This window comes from Fervidobacterium gondwanense DSM 13020 (genome assembly GCF_900143265.1).
GTDB lineage: Bacteria > Thermotogota > Thermotogae > Thermotogales > Fervidobacteriaceae > Fervidobacterium > Fervidobacterium gondwanense.
On sequence record NZ_FRDJ01000011.1, the window covers coordinates 30,640 to 57,009 of the forward strand.

At 40.4% G+C, this 26,370-nt stretch carries 28 protein-coding genes, 1 tRNA gene and 2 other RNA genes; 7 read left to right on the forward strand and 24 right to left on the reverse strand.

Features of this window, described 5'->3' with window-relative positions; translation table 11 throughout:
- Nucleotides 1-9: 9 nt before the first annotated feature.
- Nucleotides 10-99 (forward strand) — tRNA-Ser (locus BUA11_RS08470).
- Between the two features lie 9 nt (nt 100-108).
- On the opposite strand, the gene BUA11_RS08475 is transcribed toward BUA11_RS08470, so the two are convergent.
- Nucleotides 109-1,425 carry an MFS transporter gene (locus tag BUA11_RS08475; RefSeq protein WP_072760498.1) on the reverse strand — a complete coding sequence of 439 codons (1,317 nt, stop codon included), beginning with the start codon at nt 1,423-1,425 and terminating at the stop codon, nt 109-111.
- Between the two features lie 485 nt (nt 1,426-1,910).
- Between BUA11_RS08475 and BUA11_RS08480 the strand changes: the two genes are divergently transcribed.
- Nucleotides 1,911-2,981, forward strand: a complete 1,071-nt coding sequence (locus BUA11_RS08480) for a ribonuclease HI (RefSeq protein WP_072760500.1) — start codon at nt 1,911-1,913, stop codon at nt 2,979-2,981.
- A 5-nt stretch (nt 2,982-2,986) separates the two neighbouring features.
- Here the strand turns inward: BUA11_RS08480 and BUA11_RS08485 are convergent, their stop codons facing one another.
- Entirely contained in the window at nt 2,987-3,847 is an 861-nt protein-coding gene (locus BUA11_RS08485; RefSeq protein ID WP_072760502.1) for a DUF5685 family protein, read from the reverse strand.
- Between the two features lie 95 nt (nt 3,848-3,942).
- On the opposite strand from BUA11_RS08485, the gene BUA11_RS08490 reads away from it, so the two are divergent.
- Together BUA11_RS08490 and BUA11_RS08495 are read left to right on the forward strand one after the other, a co-directional pair.
- Nucleotides 3,943-4,539, forward strand: a complete 597-nt coding sequence (locus BUA11_RS08490; RefSeq protein WP_072760504.1) for a hypothetical protein — start codon at nt 3,943-3,945, stop codon at nt 4,537-4,539.
- Between the two features lie 80 nt (nt 4,540-4,619).
- Complete coding sequence (locus BUA11_RS08495; RefSeq protein ID WP_072760506.1) at nt 4,620-4,988, forward strand: hypothetical protein; 369 nt, start codon at nt 4,620-4,622, stop codon at nt 4,986-4,988.
- A gap of 64 nt (nt 4,989-5,052) precedes the next feature.
- Here the strand turns inward: BUA11_RS08495 and BUA11_RS08500 are convergent, their stop codons facing one another.
- From BUA11_RS08500 to BUA11_RS08570, 15 genes are read right to left on the reverse strand one after another with little or no spacing between them, the layout of a single operon-like run.
- Complete coding sequence (locus BUA11_RS08500) at nt 5,053-5,559, reverse strand: ferritin-like domain-containing protein (protein WP_072760508.1); 507 nt, start codon at nt 5,557-5,559, stop codon at nt 5,053-5,055.
- Nucleotides 5,560-5,598: 39 nt separating this feature from the next.
- Nucleotides 5,599-5,883, reverse strand: a complete 285-nt coding sequence (locus BUA11_RS08505) for a thioredoxin family protein (protein WP_072760510.1) — start codon at nt 5,881-5,883, stop codon at nt 5,599-5,601.
- A gap of 2 nt (nt 5,884-5,885) precedes the next feature.
- Nucleotides 5,886-7,553 carry a peptidoglycan D,D-transpeptidase FtsI family protein gene (locus BUA11_RS08510; protein WP_245789649.1) on the reverse strand — a complete coding sequence of 556 codons (1,668 nt, stop codon included), beginning with the start codon at nt 7,551-7,553 and terminating at the stop codon, nt 5,886-5,888.
- A 2-nt stretch (nt 7,554-7,555) separates the two neighbouring features.
- Complete coding sequence (locus BUA11_RS08515; protein ID WP_072760512.1) at nt 7,556-10,204, reverse strand: CBS domain-containing protein; 2,649 nt, start codon at nt 10,202-10,204, stop codon at nt 7,556-7,558.
- Nucleotides 10,201-11,391 (reverse strand): metallophosphoesterase, encoded by a 1,191-nt coding sequence (locus BUA11_RS08520; RefSeq protein WP_084634424.1) that lies wholly within the window; start codon nt 11,389-11,391, stop codon nt 10,201-10,203. The genes BUA11_RS08515 and BUA11_RS08520 overlap by 4 nt, the downstream gene beginning before the upstream one ends.
- A 17-nt stretch (nt 11,392-11,408) precedes the next feature.
- Nucleotides 11,409-12,245 carry an MBL fold metallo-hydrolase gene (locus BUA11_RS08525; RefSeq protein WP_072760514.1) on the reverse strand — a complete coding sequence of 279 codons (837 nt, stop codon included), beginning with the start codon at nt 12,243-12,245 and terminating at the stop codon, nt 11,409-11,411.
- A 38-nt stretch (nt 12,246-12,283) separates the two neighbouring features.
- Nucleotides 12,284-12,730 carry a 50S ribosomal protein L9 gene (rplI, locus tag BUA11_RS08530; protein WP_072760516.1) on the reverse strand — a complete coding sequence of 149 codons (447 nt, stop codon included), beginning with the start codon at nt 12,728-12,730 and terminating at the stop codon, nt 12,284-12,286.
- A gap of 18 nt (nt 12,731-12,748) precedes the next feature.
- The gene (prmC, locus tag BUA11_RS08535; protein ID WP_072760518.1) at nt 12,749-13,528 is read right to left on the reverse strand and encodes a peptide chain release factor N(5)-glutamine methyltransferase; all 780 of its coding nucleotides are present in this window, start codon (nt 13,526-13,528) and stop codon (nt 12,749-12,751) included.
- Nucleotides 13,529-13,555: 27 nt separating this feature from the next.
- On the reverse strand, nt 13,556-13,864 hold the full coding sequence (locus BUA11_RS08540) for a metal-sulfur cluster assembly factor (RefSeq protein WP_072760520.1): 309 nt from the start codon (nt 13,862-13,864) through the stop codon (nt 13,556-13,558).
- A 1-nt stretch (nt 13,865) separates the two neighbouring features.
- Nucleotides 13,866-15,173, reverse strand: coding sequence for a phosphoglucosamine mutase (gene glmM / locus BUA11_RS08545; RefSeq protein WP_072760522.1), 1,308 nt, complete (start codon nt 15,171-15,173; stop codon nt 13,866-13,868).
- Nucleotides 15,174-15,224: 51 nt separating this feature from the next.
- Nucleotides 15,225-15,899 carry a TIGR00266 family protein gene (locus BUA11_RS08550; RefSeq protein ID WP_072760524.1) on the reverse strand — a complete coding sequence of 225 codons (675 nt, stop codon included), beginning with the start codon at nt 15,897-15,899 and terminating at the stop codon, nt 15,225-15,227.
- Complete coding sequence (pyrR, locus tag BUA11_RS08555) at nt 15,896-16,432, reverse strand: bifunctional pyr operon transcriptional regulator/uracil phosphoribosyltransferase PyrR (RefSeq protein WP_281246571.1); 537 nt, start codon at nt 16,430-16,432, stop codon at nt 15,896-15,898. The genes BUA11_RS08550 and pyrR overlap by 4 nt, the downstream gene beginning before the upstream one ends.
- Before the next feature lie 42 nt (nt 16,433-16,474).
- Nucleotides 16,475-17,224 (reverse strand): hypothetical protein, encoded by a 750-nt coding sequence (locus BUA11_RS08560; RefSeq protein ID WP_072760527.1) that lies wholly within the window; start codon nt 17,222-17,224, stop codon nt 16,475-16,477.
- A complete protein-coding gene (gene tgt / locus BUA11_RS08565) occupies nt 17,196-18,323 on the reverse strand; it encodes a tRNA guanosine(34) transglycosylase Tgt (protein WP_072760529.1) in 1,128 nt (375 codons plus the stop codon). Before tgt ends, BUA11_RS08560 begins: the two co-directional genes overlap by 29 nt.
- The gene (locus BUA11_RS08570) at nt 18,304-18,930 is read right to left on the reverse strand and encodes a cyclodeaminase/cyclohydrolase family protein (RefSeq protein ID WP_072760531.1); all 627 of its coding nucleotides are present in this window, start codon (nt 18,928-18,930) and stop codon (nt 18,304-18,306) included. The genes tgt and BUA11_RS08570 overlap by 20 nt, the downstream gene beginning before the upstream one ends.
- Before the next feature lie 139 nt (nt 18,931-19,069).
- Between BUA11_RS08570 and ffs the strand changes: the two genes are divergently transcribed.
- Nucleotides 19,070-19,334, forward strand: an RNA gene (ffs, locus tag BUA11_RS08575) — signal recognition particle sRNA large type.
- A 29-nt stretch (nt 19,335-19,363) separates the two neighbouring features.
- Here the strand turns inward: ffs and rnpB are convergent.
- An RNA gene (rnpB, locus tag BUA11_RS08580) (RNase P RNA component class A) lies at nt 19,364-19,693 on the reverse strand.
- A 205-nt stretch (nt 19,694-19,898) separates the two neighbouring features.
- On the opposite strand from rnpB, the gene BUA11_RS08585 reads away from it, so the two are divergent.
- Together BUA11_RS08585 and BUA11_RS08590 are read left to right on the forward strand one after the other, a co-directional pair.
- A complete protein-coding gene (locus BUA11_RS08585) occupies nt 19,899-21,254 on the forward strand; it encodes an MATE family efflux transporter (protein ID WP_072760533.1) in 1,356 nt (451 codons plus the stop codon).
- Between the two features lie 30 nt (nt 21,255-21,284).
- A complete protein-coding gene (locus tag BUA11_RS08590; RefSeq protein ID WP_072760535.1) occupies nt 21,285-21,923 on the forward strand; it encodes an HAD family hydrolase in 639 nt (212 codons plus the stop codon).
- A gap of 63 nt (nt 21,924-21,986) precedes the next feature.
- Here the strand turns inward: BUA11_RS08590 and BUA11_RS08595 are convergent, their stop codons facing one another.
- The 6 genes from BUA11_RS08595 to BUA11_RS08620 form a co-directional block, all read right to left on the reverse strand.
- The gene (locus tag BUA11_RS08595) at nt 21,987-22,181 is read right to left on the reverse strand and encodes a hypothetical protein (protein ID WP_072760537.1); all 195 of its coding nucleotides are present in this window, start codon (nt 22,179-22,181) and stop codon (nt 21,987-21,989) included.
- Nucleotides 22,182-22,204: 23 nt separating this feature from the next.
- The gene (locus tag BUA11_RS08600) at nt 22,205-22,423 is read right to left on the reverse strand and encodes a DUF2922 domain-containing protein (RefSeq protein ID WP_072760539.1); all 219 of its coding nucleotides are present in this window, start codon (nt 22,421-22,423) and stop codon (nt 22,205-22,207) included.
- A complete protein-coding gene (locus BUA11_RS08605) occupies nt 22,420-22,620 on the reverse strand; it encodes a DUF1659 domain-containing protein (RefSeq protein ID WP_072760541.1) in 201 nt (66 codons plus the stop codon). The genes BUA11_RS08600 and BUA11_RS08605 overlap by 4 nt, the downstream gene beginning before the upstream one ends.
- A gap of 168 nt (nt 22,621-22,788) precedes the next feature.
- Nucleotides 22,789-23,013, reverse strand: coding sequence for a hypothetical protein (locus BUA11_RS08610; protein WP_072760544.1), 225 nt, complete (start codon nt 23,011-23,013; stop codon nt 22,789-22,791).
- Between the two features lie 29 nt (nt 23,014-23,042).
- Nucleotides 23,043-24,221: a 6-phosphofructokinase gene (locus tag BUA11_RS08615; RefSeq protein ID WP_072760546.1), complete on the reverse strand. Its 1,179-nt coding sequence runs from the start codon at nt 24,219-24,221 to the stop codon at nt 23,043-23,045.
- A 157-nt stretch (nt 24,222-24,378) separates the two neighbouring features.
- Entirely contained in the window at nt 24,379-26,346 is a 1,968-nt protein-coding gene (locus BUA11_RS08620) for an early set domain-containing protein (protein WP_072760548.1), read from the reverse strand.
- Nucleotides 26,347-26,370: the final 24 nt, after the last annotated feature.

Sequence of the window (26,370 nt, forward strand, 5' to 3'; positions counted from 1 at the left end):
ACGCGGGACGGAGGCGTGTCCGAACTGGCTAAGGAGCCGGTCTTGAAAATCGGTGGTGGTCAAACCACCGTGTGGGTTCGAGTCCCACCGCCTCCGCCATTTTTTATTCTATAGCCTCCTAACTTCACCAGACGCTTCCGCCGCCAATTTTCGCATCTTATCATTCAACACTTCGACTTCCTTGTCAAAGTACCAAGCAGACAGCATCAACAAGAAGCCGCAGATAAACCAGAAATACGCACTGACCTCAAGGGCTGCACCGAGTGTGCCAAGCGCAACAGACATCGAACCTCCAAAAAACCTTCCAATTCCTGTTCCTACGGAATCTGTAAGGTTGAATATAGAGAATATCCTTCCTCTATCTTTCGGTTCGTTGACGTTTAAGAGCATCATTTTCACATTAGGACCTGTGTACGAATCCATTGCAGCAGCGATGAAACCGAGCAAGCCGAACGTAAGAAACGCTCCCAGTCCGGTTGGGAAGTATGGGTATCGAAACACTAAGACTGTGAAGAAAACCCCGAGAATTGTTGTTATAGCCGAAAGAAGTGGGACAAGCCTTTTAGACTTCTGGTAAACCTTTTCTCCGACGAATCCACCAATGATGTTACCCGCTATGCTCCCCAATGCAAAGAGCAGGAACATCGTCGTTGCTTGGTTCAAGTCCATCATTTTTTCCCTTCTGAAAAATTCAATCATGAAATAAGGTATCGCACCCCATGGTACTGTACCGGCGATTCCTTGCAAGAATAACAGCAGATTAGTCTTAACTCTCACAAGCTGAGCATAATCTGATAATTTTACATTAGCTACATATTCCGCACTACTTTCAACAAAGCCTTCCTCGTGTGAGCCCCTTTTCGGTTCTTCCAAATAATTAATTATCAATGGGATTATTATCAAATTAGGTGCGGACACAAGAATAAATGGTATTCTCCAACCAAATATGCCTGCGCTGTAACCCGCCACAAGCATACCAACTATACCCCCAACAGTTGAAGCGAGCCCAAGAATCGAAACAACCTTTCCCCTTTCTTTGTGCCCAAACATATCCCCAACAAGAGAATAAGAAATCGGGAACGAAGCACCAATACCAATACCGGTCAGCACACGCCAGAAGAACAACTGCCCGAAAGTCCCAGATATTGCCGACAACAAACAAGGAATCTCTCCGACAAGAATCGAAGCGACAAGCAAGGCTTTTCTGTTATATCTATCAGACAAATAACCCCATACAAGGCTGACAAGCGCCCCTACAATGCTAAAAACACCGCCAACAAGACCGATGTGTGAGTCCGTAACTTTGAATTCCTTTTCTATCATTCCAATAACCGGACTCATTACCATCTGGTCTGCGTTTAAGATAACTAAGAGCAAAAAAAGAAAAAATACAACTTTTCTTCTATTCTTCATTGATTCATTCATCACTATCCCCCCATACAAACTATTTGACTTTCTCTCAGCCACCTGAAGGTAACAGCTTTCACTTCAGAGGCCAGGTTTTCTGTTTAATTTTCAGGTTTTCTGTTTAATTTTAGGAAACTTATCAATATGTGAGTATTATCCCCGCACGTTTTAAGAGCTTACACCCTAAGTTTTGTACACTCGCCTTTAAATGTCTCAGATAGACAATAGAAATTTATCTAAGGTTAATTGACCAGAGGTATTGGTTGTACGCATCACCTGTAAAACTATTGCGCTGTGAAAAAACTTTTCAATTTTCTCAGATACTCATAACAATACCTACGATTTTCGATATTTTCGGCAGATACAGTTAGTATTATACCACAGCATCCCTATGTTTAACACACTGTGTAAAATAACCAATATTTAATTATATAAGGATAGATTATGTTAAAATTTATCATGTAGGGATGCGTGTAATTAAAAGAGAAAAATGGGGGGATAGTATGATAAAGGTTTATACAGATGGGAGCTATAAACATGGACTTGTTGGATACGGTTACATGATATTCGACGGGGTCGAACTTGTAGCAAAAAGCGTCACGGTAAGACGTCCGCAGACTTCTCTTAAGAACGTTGAAGGTGAAATATTGGCTGTCTTAGCAGCCTTTAGGAAACTAAAAGAACTATACCTAAACCTACAAGGGGATACAGTTATAATCGCGTGTGATCTTGAGGAATGCAAGAGGATTTACCAAGGATTAAATGAAAAAGAGGAAAACGATCACGTCAGTGATGAAGAAAGAAATTTCTTTTCTAAATGTAGAGAATCAGCAAAAGAAATAGTTAGCTCCTTGAATTGCAGAGTATCATTCGAGACTGTAAAAGGACACGAACATCCAACTCACAACCAACTTGATTCTGCTATTTTTAAGATAATCAATAAACGAGCGGTAATTCAAAACAACTTTCAAGAATTAAGAAGTGCACCCAACAGTCAGAATAAATCCGATTTTGCATACATTCCATCGCATATTTTCTCCATACATGAATATGAATACCTAAAAGAAGTTTTTACTCTATTAAGAAATACCGATAATTGTTGGAGGGTTTGTGATATAGAAGCAGTGATTGCTGAATCCGGGATAAAATACGACAAGGCAAAATCACTTTTGGATAGACCTCTCGAAATTCTTTTGGATGATAGTGTCCGGTATGGGGTTTTGGAAAAGATAGATGACAAGTACAGAGCCAGTGATATAAAGGATTTCTTCTACAGAGAAATTAAAAATGTAACACCACAAACCGTTCACAACCCAAGCGATAATGAAAGGAAAAACAGCGTATACGTCCAAGGATATAAGAACTTTATTGTTAATATCCTATCGAAAAACCAAAAGGCACTCTCAGCAGAAGAGATAGAGCAAATCACGGTGGAGAAAAACCAAGTCTGGCAAAGCGAGAAAAGCAAAGAAAAACTAACGTTCGTCCAGTTGCTCGACGTATTAGTGAAAGAAGGCAGGATAAAGAAAATCTCGAAGAACGGCAAGAGTTACTACAGATTTAGTCAGAACTAAATCTTCTATACTTTCTTTGGACAAGTTCTGTTATTTCCCATTAAGATACGCTCTGTCTCGTTGAAAAGTCCTTGGTAAACTATATTATCCGTTATGGATTTGTAGCTCTTTATTTCTAACAAATTGTAAGATAAAACAGTATCATCCAGAATGCGGTAGAGAGTTTTTCTAATGTTAGGTCGCACTCTGTCAACGAATGCGTCAATACTGTCGCCACTATTAAACCCATGCTCAAGAAGGATCGGGTTATAGTTGTTTTTCTTTGCATCCTTTTTGATATCATCGAAAGCATCGAGGACGTAAATCCACTTTCCAAGATTATACGCCATATTCTTGAGAACAATCATGTTCATCTCATCAATGCCGTCTATATCTGATACAAGTAGTTGCAAAATCCTTCCAAAGACATCGGAAGCCCTTTCAACATTTCCAACTTTATTCTTTTCAAAATCTCTAAGCTCTTTTAATAAACCAACGAGCTGGTGTTCAAAATCGTTTGAATCATCTGCCCTATGAATCGATTTTGCAAGTAAGAGTTTTACAAAGTTCTTGTCGTCTTCGTAATCATCGATAAGTTTGTACTCCAAAAGTTTCAAGAATCTTGTTGCAGCAAAATCTATGTCATCACCAGAAAAGTATTTTACCCTTTTAAGAGTTTCAATGCAGAACTTTTTATTGTACCCGTACCTCTTCGCTTTCAAACCGGAAATCACAAGTGCCAAAAAAACTGCATCATATGTGAGAAAGAATTTTGAGATATATTTCATCTTTTGCATACTCGTACACACACCGCAGTAGAATCCTCTGAATTCGTCAAGTTCTCTTAGTTTCAATTCATACCTCAACGGTTTTACATATCCGAACATATGAACACTCCTCTTAGCTAACATCAAAGCTATTTTATCACTATTTTGTGATATACTCAAAAAATGAAAGTAACTGGATGCAAGGTGGTGCTTTGATGTCTGCGAAATCTGGAATGAAAAACATTGAACGAATAAGAATCATAACCATAAACGGTATGATAAGCGCCTTGTTATTTGTCCTATTGTATGTTGGGCATTTAACTCCAAGTGAATGGACGGTTCTGATATTGGTCTCATATGGTTGCTACATACCATACCTTTTTGCTGACACATTCTTCTCCGGATTGAGCACCGTTTTGGCTGTCAACATACTTGGCTATGTATTTATCCCAAGGCTAACGTATGTTATTACTTTCTCATTCATCTCTCTGTACATACCCGTTCGATGGCTTGTCAGAAATAAAAATCCGATACTTGGATGGTCAACAAGATATGCGTACTATAACTTTGCATTTTTCGTGTGGCTTAAAATCGAAAGCGCTCTGCTTGGAATAGATATTATAGTTGACACTTCAAAGTCGATAAATCGTTTGCTTGAAGTATTGTCGATAAACATTCAGATGAGTAATACTTTTGCACTGATTGCAGTAATTGTATTTGGAAATCTCTTTTTCACCGCGTATGAAATACTTTTTGAAAAGGTTATGAGATATACTCACAAGTGGATTAAAAGTATTGCAAAGAGAGAATAAAATTGCTCTAAACTATTACTTCCATTTTATGTGATAAAATACTCTTGTAGTCGATTTCCAAATATCAAAGGGGGATTATTATGCGCAGTGTTTTTGAAATATTGAATATACCAGAGGACACTCCAAAACAAGAAGTTGAAAAAATGTATAAGGAAACTCTCGAAAAATATTCACCTGCAAAATACGAAAACCATCCGCTGAGAAATGTCGCTCAGCAAAGGTATGATGAACTTATACGTGCTTACGAGGAATACTCTAAATCGAATAAATCGGAAACTAAAAGTTTTGAAAACGTTTCTCATATACCCCTTGGTTACAGGCCCGGATACGCCTATTACCGCAGAGGTGGATGCTGCTGTGATAACGATATATTAGAAGCCTTCTGCTGCATTTGGAGCGCAGACACTTGTTGTGAATGTATGGGCGGAGATTGTGTGAAGTGTATGTGAGTGCTTAAAATAAAAGAACAGACGGAGGCATTCCGCCTCCGTTTTTGCTATCTTTCTATTCACTTTAGAAAAGTGGCTCAAACCCCTGCTGGTTCCAGTATGTCTTCCTTGCCTCGTCGTAAGCTTCAAGCAGTACTTTCTTGTGCCCTTCTTCCCATATTGCTAAGATATTCAGTATCTTCTTCATCTCTTCGTCTGCTACTTTCTCAGCGCTTTGGCGGTAGAATTTTTCAAAATCTTCTTCAATAAGGTACGCCATTCTCAGTATCGCTAAGTCGTTCGCCATTTCATCGAGCGTGCCTGTAACAGTTTCGCTTTTTTCCCTTTCTTCGAAGAAGTCACTCTTTGCCATCGCCACTTCCGTGTCTTCGATTGTTATTTCTATATTGTTCTGCGCTTTTTTCATAAGTCCTTCAATAAAGTGCACGTGATCATTTTCCATATTAGCAAGGCCTTCTAAGATATCTTTGATGTCTTTGCTTGAAACCTTTTTTGCCTTCTCTTTGTAGAATTCCCTGCCTTCAATTTCTCTCATTAAAGCAAACCTCAGAATACCGATTATTTTTTCCATGCTCTCACCCCCTCGGAAGTTGTGAAGTCTTGGAAATGGTTATTCTATTCCAAGTATATCATACATCCGCTGGATATATTCCCTTATTTCATACTCAGAAAAATTTCTTGCAAACCTTTTCAGCTCGTTCCCTTCTTCGTCTTGGAAGAGTATCGTCGGTACTGTGAAGACCATGTTTTGACCTGCAACGTCTGGGTTTTGTATTACATCTATAACCTCAAGCGGTAGGTTGTAATCCTGAGCAATTCTTTCCATCTTCGGTAAGAACGCGACACACACTCCACATTTGTCGTTTTTAAAATACAAAGCTCTTATCTTTGCCATCTTTACTCTCCTTTCTTCTTTTCTTCGTTGTTTTTATTGAAAAATCCATTTTGGTACATAAAATCAAACACTTTGCGAGCTATCGGTGCAGCGTAATGTCCCCCGCTTTCTCCGTTTTCTATAAGTACTAAGACAGAATATTCTGGGTTTCTCGACGGTGCAAAGCCTATAAACCATGCGTGAGGTGATCCACTGTGTGTCTGAGCAGTACCTGTTTTCCCAGCAACTACAATGGGAAAGCCTTTGAAAGATGATGCAGCTGTTCCACCGTTTGCAGCGCTGCCTTGTACCGTTGTCACTTGCTCAAGACCATCAATTATGATATCCCATTGTCCTTCGCTTATCTTTAGCTCGACTTGTTTAGTTTGAATTTCCTCGTTTAGTGCTAACCTTGGTGCAACGTACAAACCTTTGTTTGCTATTGTGTTGTACAAAAAGAGCATCTGTATGGGCGTAACGGACAGAAAACCTTGCCCGATTCCGTAAAGTATTGTATCTCCCGGGTACCATTTTTCATTGAGCGCTTCTTCTTTCCACTGCGGGGTAGGTAAGGTTCCGGCAACTTCTCCTGGTATCTTTATTCCTGTTTTTTGATCAAAGTAGAAAGCCTTAGCTACCTCAACAATCTTGTCTACCCCAACGTCAAGCGCAGCGTTGTAGAAATAGACGTTGCACGATACTCTCAATGCTTTTTTCAGGTCGACTAAACCATGCCCAGGCAAGTGCCAGTCTTTGTATTTTCCGGTTATCCGTCCTTTCGAGTCTCTATAATAGTATATTCCTCCGCAGTTAACACTGCCGATATCTCCGTACAAAAGCTCAGCTATTGCCGTTATGACTTTGAATGTTGATCCTGGAGGATAGACACTGGAAATCGCCCTGTTTAAGAGAGGGTTAAGGGGATCGTTTAGCAGTTTATCCCAAGTAACTGGATCAAGATTATTTAAATCAACCTCAGGAGCTGGATACGACACCATTGCAAGTATGTCCCCTGTTTTTACTTTTGATACGATTATAACCGATGGTGATGCAAGTTGCGTGAGTAAATCGTATGTATATTTCTGAAGCTGGAAATTTATGGTAGTTTCTAAATCGAGTCCGTTTTCACCTATTCCCTCTATTACTCCTTGTTCAAAACCCCCGCCCGGTGATTTTATACCGTACGAAACTGATAGTCTTCCTTTTAAGACTTCATTATATGTGTATTCCAATCCCGACATTCCTTCACCGTCTTTGTTGACGCTTCCAACCAAGTGGTACAAAAATCCATATGACTTTCGTACTTCTTTTAGAACAATATTGTACCCAAGGCTTTGAAGCAGAAAAGCTTGTTCCCACGTTATCTCAACGTTGCCTGTGTTCTTCAAAATTGCAAGTTGGTTATCGTCTATGTATTTTCTAAGAGCCTTTTCATCGTCCGCTGTGTAGGATTTCACACTCAGTGTTGGTACTCTTTCACTCCAAGCAAGCTTAGTACCATCGGATGAATAGATCGTACCTCTCAATCCTTTTGTGTATGTGCTTCTTCCCATTAGTTCATTGAAGAATGTTTTGTGTTTGGATTGGTCAATAACCTGAACTTTTATCAATCCGTAGATTACATAAACAAACATGAGGGCAAATAGTATAAAAGGTATGTATGCTCGCACACTTGAAGTTCTATTGGACACTTTTATTCACGCTCCGGTTGATTTTCTGTTTCCTTTTCCAATTTACTGTTATACATCTCTATTATTTCACTCACAACTTTTTCCTCATCGATGTTTGGATTGTCAAGCTTCATGGCAAAAAGTTTTTCAAGAATCTCGTTGATCTGCGGCCCAGATTTTAGACTGTACTTTCCCATCAAGTATTTACCGGTTACTGTCTGAAGTTTTGTTGACGAGATTGTATCTATGTACTGGAGTAGATAACTTTGTCCTTCGTCTGTCAGATAAGCTGATAGGTGGAGGTAAACATAAGGATTTGCTTTTCCAAGAACTTTGTATATATCAGAAAAATTTAATCTCAGTTCTATCATTTCTTTCAAAGGTAGCATTATGTTCTCAGTGAACTTAATGCTCTCTATAAACTTTTTTGGATACCCGTACCTTGCTCTCACGGTTTCGAGAGTTTGTTTGTCATAGTATTCTAATAGTATTGTCGAGATGGCATAAAAATCACTGACTGATTGGTATCTTTCTTTTATTTTTGGCAAGAATTTGAAGAGTCTTGCAAGTTTTTCATCCATTGTTTGTGTGTAATAAGTTTTCGGAAAGATGTGTTTTATCATGTTCAAATTTGTCATTCTTCTTATAGCTTTCATCGGGTTGTCTTCCTCGAGAATTTTCTCTATCTCCTGCCTTATCCTTGCGCCTGTTACTCTTTCTAAATATCCTCCTTCGAGGTTTTGTTTCAAAACCTCGAGCGTGTGTTCTTCCATTTTGAAGTTGTATCGCATTTCGAATCTTACACCGCGTATCATACGCGTCGGATCCTCGATGAAACTCAAGTTATGTAAGATTCTTATGATTCCCTGCTCAAGGTCCTTCTGACAGTTGAAGAAATCGTATAACATGCCATATTCAGAAGGATTGAGTTTTATGGCCATCGCGTTGATTGTAAAATCTCTTCTGTAAAGGTCTTTTTTTATCGTGCTTATGTCAACTTGTGGAAGCTCAGCTGGTTTTTCATAGTATTCCGTTCTTGCGGTCGCAACGTCTATTTTGAATCCGTCCCTGAATATTACAGATGCCGTGTAGAATTTTTCGTACGGCACAACTATCGCATCAAATTGTTGGCCTATGTATTTTGCAAATTCTATACCGTTTCCCTCAACTACTATATCAACATCGTAGTTCTCTATATCAAGCAACAAATCCCTTACAAATCCACCGACAACGTAGACCGACATCTTCAATTCATTGCCATAAGCTCCAAGCAGTCTGAGAAGATTAACCAGTCTACGAGGTAGTCGTTTGTTCATCAAGTCTTTTATGTTGACAAATGATGGATTGGTTTCTGCCTCACGAATAATTGTTTGGCTGTGTGTTGCTCTAATAATGTCAGACCTTGTAACGATACCGACAAGTATGTTATTTTCGTCAAGTATTGGTATTCGACCAACATCGTTTTCAATCATGAGTTTCTTTAGAGTATTTACCGGAGTTTCGGTCTTTGCTGTGATTAGTTTCGAGCTCATTATTGATTTAATAGGTCTTTTCCCAAGTCCATGGTTTATGGCTTTCTCTACTGTTTTCTTAGTTACTATGCCTACAAGCTTGTTCTCTTCCACTACAGGTATCCCACTGTGACCAGTGACTTCCATTATCCTGTTAACTTGTTCTATCGTTTCTGAGGCCAGAGCAGTTCGAACAGGCGATGACATTATGTCTTTTGCTTTTAAACCGGAAGATATGTACTTTGGAATTGTATTCAGTATCTTGTAAATCACTTCCTCAACAGAGGCCATCGATACACTTGCTGACGCTGCCTGTCTGTGACCTCCACCGCCAAACTCGGCCATTAAACCCCTTATATCTACATCTTGAGATTTTGTTCTTCCAACAATGAAAATTTTCTTACCCATTCTCACGACAACGATAAGCGTTTCTGGCTCTTGGGCGTACCAATATTTCGAAACAACGGCTGACAGACTCCCAATAAATTTCTCCGTCTCATCGTGAGCAATAGTTACGTTGTGGTTCTCTATATTATACGTCTTGCTGTTCTGCAAAAGGTTATGCAGTAAAGTTTTCTGGTCAATTGTAAGGTCAAAGCGTATATATTCTGAAATTGTTTCAAGTGAAAGCCCCTGCGAGTAGATGTAGTGAATTGCCTCAAAATCTTCAAGTGTCGTGCTTGAAAATAGGAAACTTCCAGTGTCTTCATATATCGCTATACCCAAGAGCGTTGCTTCTTCTTTTGTTAGTTTTATTCCTCGTTCTTTAAGCATTTTTACAACAATTGTTGTGGCAGCGCCAGTTTGCCTGATGATCTTGTTAAAAGTGTATTCTTCAATTACTTCGTCGCGTATATCAGGATGGTGGTCGATCACTGTAATTTTAGCTTTCTTGCTTAGTTTCTGTTTTATTTCATCGCCAATTCTTTCAAGCCCTGGAGTATCGACTATTATAAGCTCTTCTATTTTCTCGTTTATTTTTTTCAGTTGTTCGGAAGTGATGTACAGGAAGTTATCCTCGTAGATGCGCAGATATTCTTTGAGGTTCTGGAGCGGAACGCCTGAGACAACGATTTCAAAGTCCGGATATAGCTTTTTAATCCCTATGCATGATGCGAAGCCATCAAAATCTGGATTAATGTGAGTTGTAATAACTTTCACCTAATCACTTCCCGCTTTTTGAGTTTGTTAACAGAACCAGTTACAATTTCCAGTTCCCCATGGCTGTCTATCTTCGCAATCGCATAGAATATCTCTAAGTATCGCTGAAAGATGCCTTTTGGCTTCCTTTCAACAACTGGTTTCCAAGAACCGCAGTTCAAATAGAATTTAAGTTCATTGCGGACTTTCAGTATTTCAAACCCTGGATGGTGATTGTGTCCCATCACAATTCCATTCAGATTCTTGAGGTTTATAAGTTCTCTATGACCATTTTCTAAGTATCCCTGGAGAGATTTAGAAAAGGATTTTGGGTTTTCAAAGATTCTGATGGAAGCCCTTTTCAAATAGTCTGTCTTCCGAACTTTTCGGAGTTTCATCACCGTTCGGACTAATATCTCTCCGAGTTTTATTCCGCCGAGTTTGTTCAAAAACAGTATAGAAAGCTTACTCATTAATGGATAGTTCTTTTTCATCCAGTATTTTGCTTCGTCTTCCCTCATCATTTTGATAAAGTTATCTATCCAAAGGTTTAATAAGTTTACACTTGTTTCGTACACGTCAGATATTTTTTCAAGCCAATGGAAAACATCAAGAGTGGGCCTGATATTATCATAATCGCTTAAAATTTCTTCGGGTAAGAATTCTTTAAGTGTGCTGTCGAAATTTATCATCATGTACCTTGCTATGAAGTCACCAAGCGGAGGTATTACTTCTCCATTTACTTCCGAAAATCTGTTTACTGCATCGTACTGATTTCCGTGAACCGCTAAGATCCCCGTTTCTTCATCATAATAGTAGGGAACGATATTGATGTTTCGAAATCTATTCTTCAGAAATTCTTGGATCTTTTTATTTTTCAGTATATAGTAATCGTGATTCCCAATAACATAGTGCACCTTTCCGCTAAATTTTGAAAGCGAATCGAAAACCTTCGGATGTGCTTTTTCAATACTTTCGATCACACGTTCATCCAAAGAGTTTACAAGTTCCCAGAATGGTTTCAATCCGTTTTTGTGCACTTCTTGTGTTTCGAGAATTTCAAATCCATCCCCAACAATAACAAGCTCTGGGTTTTCAAATCGACCCCAGTCTTCAATAAGTGATTCAAAAAGTTCATCCTGATTGAAATCGTCTTTTCCGGTCCCGTCACCCACGTGCAAATCGCTTATAAATATTATGTTCCTCACTTGCTTCCCCCTGAAATTCAGTATTCGAAAATTTTTTCCGGATGCACAAAAAGGATTCTTGTGCCTGGGATATTTACTTTTCTCAATGTTCTTTCAAGTGATCTGACGTATCTCGAGGATATATGATAAAGTATGAGCGTTTGTACGTTGGCTTCTTTTACCAGCTCTATAACTTCATCGAGTGAAGCATGGTTGTTGAATTTCCTATCTTCTTTTTTTAGGAATGTACACTCATGAAACAGTATCTCCGTATCGATTATGTCTTCTTTCTTCAACAGCACTGTGTCTCCTGATATTGTGAGCACCTTTTTTTCATAAGTTTCTGTTATTTCATCACTTCCTATTGATTTTACGAGTCTTGTTATTTCTTCTTTCGGTAAACTCCTGTATTCTTCCTTCAAGCGCCTCCGAACTTCTATCAGGTGATATCCGTAAGCTGTTTCACTATAAGTGTGGACTACACTGAAAGGTTTTATGTATCTAGTAGTGGAGCTCTGTTCTCTGATTGGTATTCTTTCATTCTGTTTAACAGGAACAAATTCAAGTTTGAATCTCAACTCATTATTCGCCCTTTTGAGAAAATCGGCGTAGAGTTCTATTCCACGGTTGCCGGCTGGGTAATATACTGTCAACGGCTTTTCTCTGTCTCCCATCGCGTTGTTTCTGGTGTTTATTATCGACCACAGGCCGGCTATATGGTCTACGTGTCCGTGTGTCAAGAAAACATTTCTAACAGCATATATTTTGTTGCTTAACATCGTGGAAACACCTTCGCCAGAGTCAAAGAGTAATCTTTCCGGTGAGTAATATATCCATGTCGAGTAAAGTGCCTTGGAGAATGCGATGATATTCAAAATTTCCACTCCTTTGTGACGCTTTTTTGCTCTTCAAATTACTCTTTTTCAACCTCAACTTTCACCTTTCCAGAAACACCTGCTGGAAGTTTAACAGTTATGTCGTACAGTCCAAGGCTCTTTATAGGCGAATCGAGGACTACCCATTTCCTGTCAAATTCCTTTCCAATGACTTTCGTAATCTCTTCAGCGATATTTGCATTCGTGAGCGAACCGAAGAGTTTTCCACCTTCACCGGCTTTGGCTTTGATTTTGAAAACGTGCTTGTGCAATTCAGAAAGAAGAGCTTCACTTTCTTTTTTCTGTTCTTCGAATTTCCTTTGCTCTTCTTGCTTTTGTCTTTCGAGTTCTTTAAGCACTTCTGGTGTTGCTTCCTTCGCAAGGCCTTTTGGCATTAGGAAGTTTCTTGCATAACCATCTGACACATTTACAACTTGTCCCTTCCTGCCAAGTTTTGGAACATCTTGAAGCAATACTACTTTCATGCTAATACCTCCTTAATCCTATTCTTTCCTATTCACAACGAGATATCTATCTTTGCCCGCAAGATCTTTTATTATCTTCCCACCTGTGAGTTCTCTTAGAGCGTTTCCCTGGTCATGACCTATCTCCATCAAGACTATTTTACCGTCAATCTTGTACTTTTTAAAGAACTCTTTGTAAAAGTCGAGTCCTTCTGGACCTGCAAAGAGGGCTTCGGGCGGTTCGTAAGAAAGTTCTTTTTGAAGTTTCACATCGCTTCTAACGTACGGTGGATTGCTGACAACCATTTCTATATTATCCCATATTTCTACAAACGGATCTGCAAAGGCACCGAGCCGGAAATCACATTTAATACCATATCTGTCAGCGTTTTTCCGAGCAACTTCTAATGCCTTTTTGCTTACGTCTGTTCCATAAATGAATACACCCGTTTCAAGTGCTAATGTGACCGCTATAATTCCACTGCCCAACCCAATGTCAATCAGGTTCTTCAGATTGTATTCTTTTATGTACTTAATTGCCAATTCCACGAGCCCTTCCGTTTCCCACCTTGGTATCAGCACACCTTCTGATATGTAGAATGTTCTACCGTAGAATTCTACTTCGCCCAAGATATATTGAAGTGGGTAGCCTGATAGCCTTTTGTCTAGGAGCTTTAGCACCTCATCAGGACATTCCATATCATCGTGCGCAAGTATGTACTCCTTACTTTTTCTCAAGTATTTTGCTATCAAAATAAGAGCCTCCCGCTCGGGAAGCCCTTTTCTTTTGTAAACAGCGATAACCTCTGAGATCTTCATGCTCAATTTCGTTCCCGGATGAGTCTGTTAAATTCCAAGCTGTTTTCTTACAACTGGGTCTATCCTATCAGGTGTCCACGGTGGATCGAATGTAAGCTCAACCTCGACGTTGTTTACGCCTTCAACAGTCCTTACTTTCATTTCGGCATCGCCCATAATCCCTCCTGCCAACGGACACATGGGCGTTGTCATTGTCATAGTTATCTTCACATTGTTCTGGTCATCTATGTTTATATCGTAAACAAGCCCGAGCGTCACAACATCAAGACCTATTTCCCAGTCGATGACTTCTTTTAGCTTGTTCCAAACCGCCGTTCTGAGTTCTTCCTTTGTCATCTTATTTCTCTCCTTCCTCTTCTTTAGAAAGTTCCTCTATCTTTCCAGCTATTTCGTACGCAACGTTCGAGATGTATTCTTCATCCGGTCCCTGTACGAATACCCTTGCAAGAGGTTCAGTACCGGATGGTCTAACGACGATGTCTGTATCTTCGCGTTTGTATTTTTCAACAAGCTCGCGAATCTCTGGCTTCTCAACAATGAGCTTGTTCTTGCACTTAACGTTTATCATTATCTGTGGATAATCTGGTATGCTCTCTGAGAGTTCTGAGAGCGGTTTATCAGCACGCACCATTGTTCTCAGTACCTCAAGTGCTGTAATCAATCCATCTCCGGTCGTGGATTTATCAAGATATATAATATGTCCGCTTCTTTCTCCGCCTATAACAGCTCCGACTTCCTGCATCTTTTCTAAAACATACCTATCTCCAACCTTGGCTCTGAGTAGATTTATTCCTCGCTCTTTCAAAAATACTTCCAACCCTTTGTTCGACAAAACAGTCCCGACGACTGTGTCGTTTTTAAGTCTGCCCTCTTCTTTCATTAGCAATGCAGAAATTCCCATTATCCTGTCTCCGTGAACCTCGTTCTTTTTCTCATCAAGTAGGATGCATCTATCAGCATCTCCATCGTGGAGGATAGCAAGGTTGTGGTTCGTCATCTTCTCTCTTGCAGCGTTTGGTTCTGTAGAACCACAATTGACATTGATGTTGTATCCATCGGGTGAGTTGTTGATTACATCAACTTTGGCTCCCAATTTTTTCAAGGCGTACGGCGTTGTCTCATACGCAGCACCGTTTCCTGCATCAACCAATATCTTCATGCCACTCAAATCCAAGTCTGCGAATTGCTCAAGCACGTAGTTTGTGTATTCTTCGAAAGCGAGTTTGTAGTCTATCACACAGCCAATTTCGTTGTAGTTTGCGTAGTGCAGTTCTTTCATACGCTTTTCAAGATTCTCTTCTACCTCGTCTGGCAGTTTGAACCCTCTTGATATAACCTTTAATCCATTGAATTCTGGTGGATTGTGCGACGCAGAAATCATTATTCCAACTGCATCTTCCAATTTTGTAATAATAGCTAATGCCGGTGTTGGAAGAACGCCACATCTGTAAACTGTTGCTCCCGCCGATGTTGCACCTGCAATTAACGCCGCTTCAAGCATATCTCCACTTGCTCTTGTATCCTTTGCTATAAAGACCCTGTTGCTTATGTACTTTCCAACAGCATTTCCAAGTCTAAACGCAATCTCAGCGGTCAATTCTTCGTTTACAACGCCTCTTATACCGTCCGTCCCAAAAAGCCGCATATTTATACCCTCCTAAGTTTGTTAATTTCTTACGATCTGCGTTACTCAATATTAGCGACTACCAGTTTCTCGCGGAACAAGTGATCTTATCCATTCAACAAATGCTGGGTAATTTCGAGTTTGCACAAAAACTCTGCCCGGACCTCTAAAATCGCAAACTAAACCCTCTCCCCCGAAGAGCGTTGATTTAAAACCGCCAAAGGTTCGTACATTCCAATTAACACTTCCATCGAACGCAACGACATGACCAGTATCTATCGTAATGCTATCACCCGGTCCAAGCTCTAACATCTTTATGCCACCAAAAGAAGATATTGCAACCTGTCCATAGCCTTCCAGTTTTAACAAGAATATCCCTTCACCGGAGAAGAATGATTTAAAACCGCCAAACGAGACGTCCATGTCAATTTGAGGGTCACTTGCTAAGAATGATGTCGACTGAACGAAAAGTGTGCCATTTGTTTGAACAATTTCAATATCCCCCGGTAGTTCCGGTGCAATGCCAATCTCACTATCTCCGCGCGAGATGTACGTGTTCATAAAGAAACTCTCTCCGCCGAGAAGAGTTCTTTTTAAAGCTTTCCAAACTCCACCGGTGGACGTCTGCACCTCTATTGGACCTCTCATGTATACCATCGCTCCAGGTTCTACCTTAATCTGCTCACCAGGTCCGAGAGAAACTTTTAACAATGCATAGCTACCCTTAAATTCAATGTTCCCGTTCACAGAGCTTCACCCACTTTCAAGATGTAGACACCGTCTTCTCCGTCGAACTCTTTCAAGCGCACCTTGATAATTTCAGAATCCTTAGCACTCGGAATGTTCTTACCAACAAAATCAGGTCTTATTGGGAATTCCCTATGTCCTCTATCGACAAGTACCGCGAGCTTTATAGACTTTGGCCTTCCGCGCGAAATAATACCATCCATCGCTGCCCTTATCGTCCTGCCTGTGAATAGAACGTCATCAACTAATACAACATGCTTGTCGGTGATATCAAAATCTATTTTACTCCTGTCACTATCCTTTGGAGTTCTTTTCTCATCATCACGAAAAGGAGAAACGTCTAACGCACCAACTGGAATCTCAACACCTTCTATCATCGATATATTCTTACCTATTCGCTGAGCCAAGTACCAACCTCTTGTAATAATACCTATAAGAACTAACTCTTGTGCTCCTTTGTTTTTTTCCAAAATCTCGTGCGATATTCTCATAAGTGACCTGCGGATATCGTCTTCTCCCAATATCTTAACCACCATACCACTTCCTTATTTCTAATATTTCTATGTTTCACAGTTTCACATATTAAATCCCACAGAAATTTTGACACCAAATGTTTTTGATAGCTCAGGGATATTATCTATTGTTTCAAAATTGTAATAGCCACTAATTTCAAAAAAGTAATTAGACATTGCAAATGTACCATTAAAATTGAGTGCGTTGCTGAGTTTCGCACTTCGCAAATCATAGAGCGGAGAATATGAAACCACTAAGGTTTTTAATGAGTCGAGGTTATTAAGAGACACTCCAAGGCCAAACCTTAGGACATCTGCGCCGAAACTTAGAATTTCAAAATTCATACCGAATACATTGAATACATAGTCGAAAATTACTTGAAATTTAGGTGCTAATCTCTCGCTCTTCTCGTTGTAAAACATTACATCATATGCTGAAAAACTCATATTTAACTTATCAAGAATCCTCATTAGTCCGCCAACGTCAATTACCAAAGCCTTTGCATCCGCTGGTAACACCCTAAGTTTGAAGTTAACGGAGTACAATTTAGAAACATCAATAAGTCTGTAGTTGATTGTACCCGTAGCGTAAGAAGAATCGGTCGTATAACCAAGTTCTCCAATGAGATTCCCTTCTCTTTGACGCCAGTAAAAGCCTGTGTTGTAATAAAAAGATTCATCCGTATCGAACGACAAAACAAGAGAATTTTTACCGCTCAGTATATAAACCGGATTCTGGTAAAAAGATGCGCTTATCGAGACTGACAGGAAAACAAAGAGTACACTAATTATTAGTGTTATCTTTTTTCTCATAGGCCTTTTTCACCCTTTCGCGGAACACCTCGAAAGTACCGTTCTCGATACTTTCACGCATCTTTTTTCCAAATTCCATCATGAAATGGACATCGTGTATTGTGAGCAATATCTGACCAAGCACTTCTTCCCTATCGAACAGATGTCTTAAATATCCTTTCGAAAAGTTTCTGCACGTATAACAGGTGCAGTTCTCATCTATCGGAGTCTTATCGTACTTGTACCTTGCTGAGCGTATGTTGAACTTACCATTCCACGTAACAGCCAATCCATGTCTTGCAACACGCGTTGGAAATACACTATCGAATATGTCTACACCGTTTGCCACCAAATCGACTAAAAGATCAGGAGAACCACCGCCCATGAAGTACCTCGGCTTATCATATGGCATTTTCGGAGCTGTGAATTCGACTATCTTCATTGTTACTTCACGAGGTTCGCCAACACTCAGGCCACCGATTGCAAATCCATCAAAATCGTACTGCGTGATATCACTCAAACTCTGTTCACGTAAATCTTCATAAATTGCACCTTGAATTATACCGAAGAGCGCCTGATGGGATATCCTCCTGAGATGTTCAAGACTGCGCTTTGCCCATTTAGTAGTCAATTTAACAGACTTCTTAGACTCCTCATACCCGTCTTTCGGGTCTGCACAATAGTCAAAAGCCATCACTATGTCTGAGCCAAGAGTTGCTTGAATTTCCATCGAAAGTTCGGGGGTTATAAAATGCTTGGAACCATCAAGCGGAGACATTATCCACACGCCATCGTCTGTGATTTTCTGACCTTTTTTCAGGCTGAAGACTTGAAACCCGCCGCTGTCTGTAAGTATCGGTCTATCCCAATTCATGAAGTTATGCAGCCCACCAAAATCTCTAATGACGTCTAAACCGGGTTTAAGATAAAGGTGGAAAGCATTCGAAAGAATTATCTGTACGTCGTTCTCTTTCAAAATATGCGGGGTTACAAGCTTTACATTAGCATTTGTACCGACAGGCATAAATGTCGGTGTTTCAACTACACCATGGGGAAGGTGCATCCTTCCCCTTCTTGCTTGCCCAACAGTTTTCAAAAGTTCAAATTTTAGTAAACCCATTTTCTTTTATCAGCTCCTGTATTCTTTCGTAGTAAACTTTTGCTTCTCCCATCACTTCATACATTTCGTCCATTATCTTCTTTTTAAAAGATTCATCGACCATAGATTTCAAGTTAATCATAACGTTGTATTCGCCTATTTTACATGCCGCTCTTGCAAGTTCGGCCGCACTGAACGCATCGGAAATAGCATTCTGATTACCCCATTTTGCAACAATCTCTGCATACTTCAAAACATCACGAGCACATTCAATCAATTCGAAAGGAGTTGCAACCGCCTCTTTAAGAGCGGATTGTATTTTCTCTTCCTTTGTCGGGTCTTCTTTCGGTAGTTTGTACGCTTCCATGACTTTATCAAATGCCTTAACATCCTCATTAGCAATCCTCAAGCTTCTTTCCAAAACAAGCTCCATGTTTTCCAATACTTCTTGCATCAAGGCTTCATAATTCTCATATTTTTTCTTGCCCAAAGTAAGATTAGCAACCATAGAATTTAAAGAAGCGCCAAGTGCTGCCACAACCGCACCAACTGCTCCACCGCCAGGCACTGGTGTCTTCTCTTTAACTTTATTACAAAGTTCCTCAACCGATAATTTTCTTATATCCATAAAACCCCCTCCTTGCGAATTTTCTAATCTAAAATAATCTGCCTAAAGAGAATCTACAAGAAAAAATCGTTCCTGAGTTTATTATATCACAAATTATACAATTGAAAAATAAAAAGTGTGTGGTAAAATATCTCCGGTGTCGTGCTAAGCGGGGGGCTGGTGGTCCCCTATACCCGAAACCCACCTTATGCGGGGCTGAATTCCCCGTCTGAGGCTCCCTGGGTTCGGCATCGGCACATCCGGTGACGTTGAAGGTTGGGTCCCACGCAACAACTACCTGCGAACCGGGTCAGGTCCGGAAGGAAGCAGCCCTAAGTAGGCAAGTGTGTGCCGTGGGAGTGCCCGGCTGGAGCCACGCAGGATGTGTGCGACCGGGTCTGGGCTCGTCGAAGCGGGGTGCACGGCACCCTTTTTTATTTTCTATAAATATTATAATTCGAGGGGAGCCGTAAGCCGGATTCTGTTTCGACAGGCATCTGTCTATGCGGTCTACCCGGGGGAGTAAGGGCGGGACACCCAACCCCCTGTTTGACCTTGCTCCGGATGTGGGTTGCCAAGCCAGTGCATTGCTGCACTGCTGGTGAGCTCTTACCTCACCTTTCCACCCTTGCCTTACTCAGCTTACACCTTTCAGGCGGTTTCCGTTTCTATGGCCCTATCCATGGCTCACGCCACCTGGCCGTTAGCCAGCATCCTTCCCACGGAGTCCGGACTTTCCTCAGGTCAGCCTCGTGTGACTGCCCGCGCCTGTCCGCTCCCCTCGAAACAATTTTAAAAAGTTTGCAATCTAGCAAAGTTCTTATACCATGTGATAATTATATGATATTTCTCAAACTTTTCAATAAATTCGTTCAATTTGTCCTTATTTTCAAAAAACACAGACACTAAAGTCGTTGATTCTATTTGAATCAATGGTATAATAATTTCAGAATTGTTCGTATTACGAATTATTAATGTGATATTTAGGAGTGATAAATTTGGCAAAAGTTGATGTGTTATCGCATAAAATTGAATATTCATTGTTTCACTTAGCTTGGCCGCTCGTTGTTTCAAACGCGCTTCAAACAATATATAACATCGTTGATTCTTATTTTCTCGGAAAACTTGGTCCTATCCAGTTTTCAGCTTCAACTATCACGTGGCCTGTGATATTTACTTTCATATCATTGGCAATGGGATTCTCTCAAGCAGGGATAGCAATTGTATCACAAAACTACGGCAGACGGGATTTGAATGCAGTGAAGAAATCGATGGGACAATTGTATTTGGTGACGATAGTCGCAGGGTTATTGTCTACAAGTATTGGTATAGCTCTCACCAAGCCAATAATTTACGGTATTGCAGGTCAAAAAAGTATTGAAGTAATACCATATGCAATTAGCTACTACATTGTTGATATGATAGGTCTTCCACTTGTCTTCGTCATAAACGCCACTACCTCGGCAATGCGTGCTGTTGGAGACTCGCAATTCGGCATGCGGGTGACACTTTATATGAATCTTGTCAATATGCTTTTTGATCCATTGTTGATATTCGGTATAGGGCCTTTCCCAAAACTCGGAGTTGCAGGTGCAGCTTGGGCGACAAATATCGGAAGGTTCATTGCGGCAGGAATAAGTATCTGGCATGTTTTTTCCAAAAGAGCACACATCAAAGTTGAAAAGAAAGACTTCAAGCCCGATTGGAAATTGATAAAACTTATACTTAAATTAGGTCTACCAAGCGCTCTTGGAATGTCTATAACGTCAGCGGGGTTTGCGGTGATAATGAAGTACGTTTCGATGTTTGGGCCAATAGTCATAAGCGCTTATGGTATCGGTAACAGAGTGACCAACCTAGTCTCAATGATTTCGTTTGGACTTGCAGGTGCAGTATCGGCAATGATTGGACAATTCGTTGGAGCTGGAAGATACACAGATGCTGAAGAGACCGTCAAACGGGCTTTTTGGTGGAACATCACAATAATCGGCGTGCTTTCTCTCCTCACATTCATATATGGAAAAGAGGTTACGAAATTCTTCATAAACGATCCGGGTGTAATTGGAATGGGCGACATTTTCTTTAAATATATATCTTTCTCCATGCCCATATTCACCGCTTATATGATTTACAATAACGCACTAATCGGTGCTGGAAAGACTATTCTAACAATGATAGGTGATATACTTAGATTGTGGGCGATAAGGATCCCCATAATAGCAGTGCTTTCAGTAACGTTGGGATTCAAAGGTATATTCATAGGCATGATCATCAGCAATCTGATTGTCTTTTTCGTGACTTATGCGTTTTTCAAATTTTCAAATTGGAAAAAGGCAGTCGTGTAGTGATCTTTTCAAGAAAGTTGAGGTGATTGCATGCAGTTTTCTCACGAAATAAACTATATCTTTTTGGACTATGATGGTACGATCATCGAAAACGCTGAAGAAGAATTTTTAAGGAACTACTTCAGTCTCCTGTCAAAGAAACTGGACAGCACTTTTGATGAGACACTAAGATTGGTTATGAGCTCAGTTCAAGATGCTGTCGCAAATCAAGATAGAATGAACCTTTTTGAAAAGTTTGGTGAAGCTATCTCTGCAAGAAGTGGAAAATCAAAAGAGTACTGGATTGATAAATTTTTAGAATTCTACAACACAGATTTCGACCAACTCAGGCAAATTACACAACCGAACAAAGAATTCGTCAATGTCGTTAACAAGACAAACAAGTCCCTCATTTTCGCATCCAACCCGCTCTTTCCAAGAATAGCAACGTACAAGCGAATACAATTTGCTGGTCTCAATCCAGAAATGTTTTACTACGTTGCCCACATGGAGAATAGCACTTATGCAAAGCCGAACCCCTTATTCTTTAAGGAGATAATCGAAAAGCTAAAACTTCACCCTGCTGAATGCGTTATGATAGGCGATTCTGACTTTGACAAGGCTTGTGAAAAGGTAGGAATAAAGTTCATTCACATTTCAGAAGAGGAAAAGTGGAGAGAAATATTCTAATTCTGGCAAATGAAAATCGGGGGTGTTTTAACACACCCCGACTTTAATCGCTTAGTGATAAAATCAGAAGAGCACAATAGCAAGATAATCTATTGCTGAAGAAACTATTAGGTGATACACTTCTCTTGGGATTTGAATGTTTAACTCATCGTACAACTCGTCCATTAATTCCATAACCTCAGCCTTTTTCTTTTCTCCATCACCGGGTCTTTCGACCAGCAACATGAAAAGTTTCAGAATGTCCCATACCCACTTCATGTCTTTTCACCACTGATACTAAATTATTCAATCAAATTTACAAGAATTTCCACATTCGTCTCTGTGATTCTCGCTTCGTCTGGTTCAGAATCTGATGGAACTACTCCAAGTTGCTTGAGCAACAGCATATCAGATTGTAGTTCTGAAGGATTTATCGTATCTACTGGTTCTGGGATGTTTATCCTGTAAGTTCTTGTTCTATTTCCATCTGGTTTTCTGTACATCAGTGTAAGTCTTTTCATATAATATCACCCACTTCTTCCGTTGTTACCGCTTGCGCACTTTCGCAAATGTACTTTGAGTATTTGTCAAGAATGTCTACAACTGTTTGAGCATTCTCTTGAGTAAAGGAATCATCTACGTTGATTGTCTGCCTTCTATAGACACGGTTGTTTAATTCATCATAGCCGACTATCCAACGCAAAACCAACCTCTTCATTCTTGCACCCCCACTTTGATTCTCTATGTTTCTTTGTTTCCTTTTTCCCTTGTTCCGCTTGCCTGCGCAGGCAAATAGATGTATCTCCCCGAGGACCTACTTTAACAAAAAATTAAAAATTAAGGGTTCGGAAGAATCCGAACCCTTTAACTTATCTCGTTAAGTGTTTCAATCTTTCTTTCGCCAAACTTTTACCGCATTATAGATAATCCATACCAAAAATCCGATTGCCACTATTGGAAGGAGCGCAATGAAGAAGAAATACACTATTGCCAAAAGTATTAAAAAGAGGATTATACCTATTACCCACACCAATAGCGGTGCAAGAAATGGCAAAAACGTTATCAGTACAAGCAACACCACTAAGATACCTATCAGGGTGAATATCCACATTGTTTCTGCACCTTCTCTCCAGTTTTTAATTATTTCAAGTTCAATAGCTTGTATTCAGGTAGTCCGTTTCTAAATGGTGGATATGGCTCACCTTTTATCAACGGCAATGCGTACTTGAAGAATTTATCAGTCACCGCATATTTATCAAAGAAGTCTTTTGGTAACATCTTCGTCTGCTCGGCTACCAAGTTCAGCGGGACAGATGAATATCTTATCTGATAAGGTTCATCATTTACGCGCTCCATCGTGACCATGACACCGTAATTGTCTTCGAGAGCGTATCTGACAGCCATCCTACCGCACATCTCTGCTTCCTCCACGTCTGTTGCGCTCGCTATATGCCTACCGCTTCTTTGCAAATAATCAGGAATCGCAACGTGTGTCTTTAAGCCGAGCTCTGACCTAACCATACCTGCGATGGTAAATCCAACGCCGCCAAGTTGCCTGTTACCAAAGCTATCCGTGAAGCCCATGTCAGAAACAAAGAAACCGTCGGGATATTTCAAACCTTCAGCTACTGCGATTGCACAATAGCCTTTTTGTGAAATTACTCGATCAACTGTCCCGAGAAACTCATCTTTGTTGAATGGTTGTTCAGGAAGTAATATCACGTCAGCACCTATTCCGTTAATCCATCCCAGTCCTGCTGATGCTGCCAGCCAACCTGCGTGTCTTCCCATGATTTCCATAACGAAAACCTGCGTGGAATCTACGTACATGCTCCTCAGATCAAACGCCGCTTCCATCATCGCTATGGCTATGTATTTTGCTGCCGACCCAAATCCTGGACAGTGGTCCGTGTGAGGCAGGTCGTTATCGATTGTCTTCGGTACACCAACAACTTTCAGCTCGTACCCACGCTTTTGTGCCTCCAATTGCAAACGCCAAGCGGTGTCCATAGAGTCGTTACCGCCGTTATAGAAGAAATATCTAATATCGTTTTTTCGGAAAATCTCGAATAATTTCTCTACATCAGCATCATTCTTCAATTTCTTTCGGCACGAGCCAAAAGCACCGGCCGGAGTGTATTTTAAGAACTCAATATCTAAATCATTGGCATCTAAGAACTTCTCCTTCAAAATACCTGTGACGCCGTTGATTCCGACGTATATCTCAAGACCATTCTTGCGAGCTTCATCAAGTACACCATATGCACTCGCATTGATAACACTTGTAACACCACCCGATTGTGCGTACAAAGCCTTCATAACAAGAACACCCCCATAATCTCCTGCAGTTTCTGAACAGAAATACTTATCATATTTTACCATAAAAAGAAAAAGAATAAACAAAAGCCCCGAGGATTTCCCCTCGGAGCTGATCTTGGTTTATATTCTACTAACTTTTATGCATGCACTTAGAAATCTAAAAATTCACGTAACCGCTAAGAGTTATGGTATTAGACATTATGTTAGAAATGTCTGGATTTTCGATTCTAAGGTTGATACCTTTTTCTTTGTTAAATAAACCGAGCAGCAGGTAAAACTTAGCTGGCGATTCGTATCCCGCTCCAATCTTGTAATTTTCAGCAATATACGTGACTTCTGCACTTATATCTAATGAAAAAATACCAAATGAACCTGACGCCTTTAAAGTCTCATTCCCAAGAGCCAAAGTTCCGACAACTCCAACCTTTTCACCATCGAAATCGGCTGAAAAACCGAACTGTTCTGCTTCCAAGCCGAAAGCAAAATAGTAGCTGTTGTCAAGGCTGTAAAGTCCAACTACTGAGATGTTCACTGGAGATTGCAAAGAAAATTCACCAACAGCTGAATAATCATCAGTATAATAATCTTTTGCACCGTAAACCTTCAAGCCGCCAAATTCAAGACCGGCTATAAACGGAAGTTTGTTGTTCTCGTGTCCCAAGCCAAGAACAAATTTGGTGTCTTTAAATAGATCATAAGAAAGAACTATTCCGGTATCTTTTCCTTCAACGGGTAGTGCCCATGCCTGTCTATAGTGAAAACTTACGAGCAGACCGTTATTCTTGAGTGTTAGCAATGCATTAGAGATCACCGCTCCCCCGTAGGTCAAAGAAATTGAAAAGTCTGGGTTGGGATTGAAAGAAAGCGTAAGCTTACTTGTCGCACCTGTGAAAACAAGATAGTTAGTTGAGTTTGTTTGGAACGAATAAGAGAATTCGTATTTTCCTTTCACGGGCAGTCCATCGGTCTGAGCCTCCGCTCCTTCTATTTTTAGAGTTCCATCTTTCTGCACGAGATTGAAAACACCGTTCTTGCCACCGTATCCATCTGGTTCGTACCCTGGTGCATACGGGTCTTCTTCCCAGACATCATTTCCGCCTATAACAAAAACGAACTTGTATTTGTGGATGCCAGGCTGGAGTGCAAGTGTCGTTACCCAGTAACCATCAATAAGCTGCATTTTCTGGCCTCTTGGATTCCATCCATTGAATGTTCCTGCAAGGTAGGCTTCCTGCGCGTTATCCTTCTTAGCAACGAACATAACCTTACCATCGACAATTGAGAGTCCCGGTTTTAAAACTTGATGTTTCGTCTGTTCTACTTTTGTTACTCTGGTCTCTGTTGTTTGTGGCTTCTCTGGTTTTTCGGCGCTTTCTGATACGGCACCCGCCGGTGCCCTGACAATTAATTTTCCACCTTCTCTTACAACCTCAAAGACACCGTTTTGACCACCGAAACCATCGTCTACAAAAGCAAACGCATTAGGATCAACAATCCAGTTTCCGTCAACAACAAACTTGTATTCATAAATACCAGGCTGGAGCTCAACAACAGCTTCCCACCAGCCATCTTCAATGAAATAGAGTGCCATATCGTCGGCTTTCCAATTATTGAATGAACCTGCGATGAAAGGTTGCTTTGCACCTTTGTTGTAGTATCTGATAATTACATAGCCATCGACATCTACAAATATAGTATCTTGTCGCTTTTCGTTGAGAATATATTTCTTACCAGTATCTTTACCTGCTGTAGAAGTACCACTCATTCCCAATATTTTCCCTTCTGGAGTAAGCGTGAACAACCCATTTTTGCCACCGAAACCATCGTCTGTATAAGCAGGAGCCTCGGGGTCTTCTTTCCAGGTTTTTCCGTCTATAACGTACTTATACTGGTACGTTCCCGGCTTCAATTCAACTTCATAAACCCATGTATCACCAACAAGTTTCATGGGCCAAGCGGTTGGACTCCAGTTGTTGAACGTCCCTGCAAGATAAACAACCTGTGCTTGTGCTTTAAATGTGAAGACAACTTTCCCGTCTCTGTACTCAACAGCTGCAAAGACGAGAGAAAACGCGAGTAAGATGACAACAATGATAAGGTTTCTCAACAGCCTCAAACTCCTCATTAATTAACACACCTCCCGATTTTT

Coding starts and splice junctions, on each gene's coding strand:
- BUA11_RS08605 (WP_072760541.1), bottom strand. CDS start 22,620: ATGAAGAGGTTGGTTTTGCGTTGGATAGTCGGCTATGATGAATTAAAC.
- BUA11_RS08595 (WP_072760537.1), bottom strand. CDS start 22,181: ATGAAGTGGGTATGGGACATTCTGAAACTTTTCATGTTGCTGGTCGAA.
- BUA11_RS08620 (WP_072760548.1), bottom strand. CDS start 26,346: ATGAGGAGTTTGAGGCTGTTGAGAAACCTTATCATTGTTGTCATCTTA.
- BUA11_RS08560 (WP_072760527.1), bottom strand. CDS start 17,224: ATGAGAAAAAAGATAACACTAATAATTAGTGTACTCTTTGTTTTCCTG.
- BUA11_RS08590 (WP_072760535.1), top strand. CDS start 21,285: ATGCAGTTTTCTCACGAAATAAACTATATCTTTTTGGACTATGATGGT.
- prmC (WP_072760518.1), bottom strand. CDS start 13,528: ATGAAGATCTCAGAGGTTATCGCTGTTTACAAAAGAAAAGGGCTTCCC.
- BUA11_RS08540 (WP_072760520.1), bottom strand. CDS start 13,864: ATGACAAAGGAAGAACTCAGAACGGCGGTTTGGAACAAGCTAAAAGAA.
- BUA11_RS08610 (WP_072760544.1), bottom strand. CDS start 23,013: ATGTGGATATTCACCCTGATAGGTATCTTAGTGGTGTTGCTTGTACTG.
- BUA11_RS08485 (WP_072760502.1), bottom strand. CDS start 3,847: ATGTTCGGATATGTAAAACCGTTGAGGTATGAATTGAAACTAAGAGAA.
- BUA11_RS08570 (WP_072760531.1), bottom strand. CDS start 18,930: ATGGATATAAGAAAATTATCGGTTGAGGAACTTTGTAATAAAGTTAAA.
- glmM (WP_072760522.1), bottom strand. CDS start 15,173: ATGCGGCTTTTTGGGACGGACGGTATAAGAGGCGTTGTAAACGAAGAA.
- BUA11_RS08490 (WP_072760504.1), top strand. CDS start 3,943: ATGTCTGCGAAATCTGGAATGAAAAACATTGAACGAATAAGAATCATA.
- BUA11_RS08615 (WP_072760546.1), bottom strand. CDS start 24,221: ATGAAGGCTTTGTACGCACAATCGGGTGGTGTTACAAGTGTTATCAAT.
- BUA11_RS08495 (WP_072760506.1), top strand. CDS start 4,620: ATGCGCAGTGTTTTTGAAATATTGAATATACCAGAGGACACTCCAAAA.
- BUA11_RS08600 (WP_072760539.1), bottom strand. CDS start 22,423: ATGAAAAGACTTACACTGATGTACAGAAAACCAGATGGAAATAGAACA.
- BUA11_RS08500 (WP_072760508.1), bottom strand. CDS start 5,559: ATGGAAAAAATAATCGGTATTCTGAGGTTTGCTTTAATGAGAGAAATT.
- tgt (WP_072760529.1), bottom strand. CDS start 18,323: ATGGGTTTACTAAAATTTGAACTTTTGAAAACTGTTGGGCAAGCAAGA.
- BUA11_RS08475 (WP_072760498.1), bottom strand. CDS start 1,425: ATGAATGAATCAATGAAGAATAGAAGAAAAGTTGTATTTTTTCTTTTT.
- BUA11_RS08505 (WP_072760510.1), bottom strand. CDS start 5,883: ATGGCAAAGATAAGAGCTTTGTATTTTAAAAACGACAAATGTGGAGTG.
- BUA11_RS08480 (WP_072760500.1), top strand. CDS start 1,911: ATGATAAAGGTTTATACAGATGGGAGCTATAAACATGGACTTGTTGGA.
- rplI (WP_072760516.1), bottom strand. CDS start 12,730: ATGAAAGTAGTATTGCTTCAAGATGTTCCAAAACTTGGCAGGAAGGGA.